Source organism: Burkholderia sp. FW306-1C-G01B, from assembly GCF_058781685.1.
Genome location: NZ_JBYSWZ010000038.1, coordinates 1 through 1,375, shown reverse-complemented (window position 1 = coordinate 1,375; position 1,375 = coordinate 1). Strand labels below are relative to the sequence as shown.

Annotated in this window: 1 protein-coding gene; it reads right to left on the bottom strand. The window is 61.9% G+C overall.

Annotated features, from left to right (window positions below; all coding sequences use genetic code 11):
* Positions 1-43: 43 nt before the first annotated feature.
* Positions 44-1,318 carry an IS256 family transposase gene (locus AC3WLY_RS35180; protein WP_492310900.1) on the bottom strand — a complete coding sequence of 425 codons (1,275 nt, stop codon included), beginning with the start codon at positions 1,316-1,318 and terminating at the stop codon, positions 44-46.
* Positions 1,319-1,375 lie beyond the last annotated feature (57 nt).

Here is a 1,375-nt window from a genome sequence, read left to right as displayed (position 1 = left end):
GAACCTGTCCGCATTTTTGTGGGCGAGGCGGTTGAACAGCGCGTTATCCGCGTGCCTGCATAAATCGCTCGCCGAACAGGATAGCAAACTGGTTCATCGCTGATTTCCAGTCGAACGCGGCCCGCACGGTCTTGGCCAGCACATTGCGCAACGCCAGCCAGAGCAACTTGATCGCCGCCTCGTCATTCGGGAAGTGGCCGCGCGTTTTGATGATCTTGCGCAACTGCATGTTCAGACTTTCTATGGCGTTTGTCGTGTATACAACCCGTCGAATTTCCGGCGGGAACACGTAGAACGGTACGACGTGCTCCCACGCCCGCTGCCACGATTGCACGATGGTCGGGTATTTCTCACCCCAAGGGCCGGCAGCGAAGTCCTGCAACGCCTGTCTTGCGGCATCCTCGCTGGCGGCCGCATAGATCGGCCGCAGTGCTGCGGCGAGCGCCTTGCGATCCTTGTAGCTGGCGTACTCCAGACTGTTGCGGATCAGATGCACGATGCAGGTCTGAACGGTGGTCCGCGGATAGGCTGCGCCGATGGCCTCGGTCAGCCCCTTCAAGCCGTCGACCACGGCGATCAGGATGTCCTGGCAGCCGCGCGTCTTGAGCTCGTTGAACACCTTGAGCCAGAACTTGGCCCCCTCGGTCTGCTCGATCCAGAGCCCCAGCACGTCGCGCTGGCCGTCGGCCTGAATGCCCAAGGCCAGATAGACGGCTTTGTTGCTGACCACGCCATCGTCACGGATCTTGACCCGCAGCGCGTCGAAGAACACCACCGGATACATGGTTTCGAGCGGGCGGCTCTGCCAGGTTAGCGCTTCGGCCATCACCTCGTCGGTGACCGAACTGATGAAGTCGGGCGAGACCTCGGTGCCATAGTGCTCGGCCAGAAATCCCTGAATCTCGCGCACGCTCATGCCGCGGGCGTACATCGCGATGATGCGTTCGTCGAAGCCGGTGAAACGGCGCTCGTGCTTGGGGATCAGGATCGGCTCGAAGCTGCCGTCGCGATCACGGGGGACTTCGACCCGAACCGGGCCGCGATCGGTGATGACCGTTTTACCGCTGGCGCCGTTGCGCTCGTTGGCTTGGCCGGGCGGCTTGGGCTGGCCCGGTGGGTAGCCCAGATGCAGATTCATCTCGGCGCCCATCGCGCGCTCAATGACCGCCTTGTTGAACGCCAGCATCAGGTCCTGCACCTCGGCCGGCGTCATCGGCCCCTTGACCAACTGGTCCAGCAGTTCCTTTGGCAGTTTAGGCAGCGGCCCGCGGGCCGCTGCCTGACGCGCTACAGTTTGCCTTTTCTTCTTCATTGGCATATCCATGACCTTTACACCTCATGATATGCCCCGCCCACGAAATCACGGATAGGTCCG

Excerpts from the sequence above, each read along its gene's own strand:
- AC3WLY_RS35180 (WP_492310900.1), bottom strand. The coding sequence starts at position 1,318 with ATGCCAATGAAGAAGAAAAGGCAAACTGTAGCGCGTCAGGCAGCGGCC.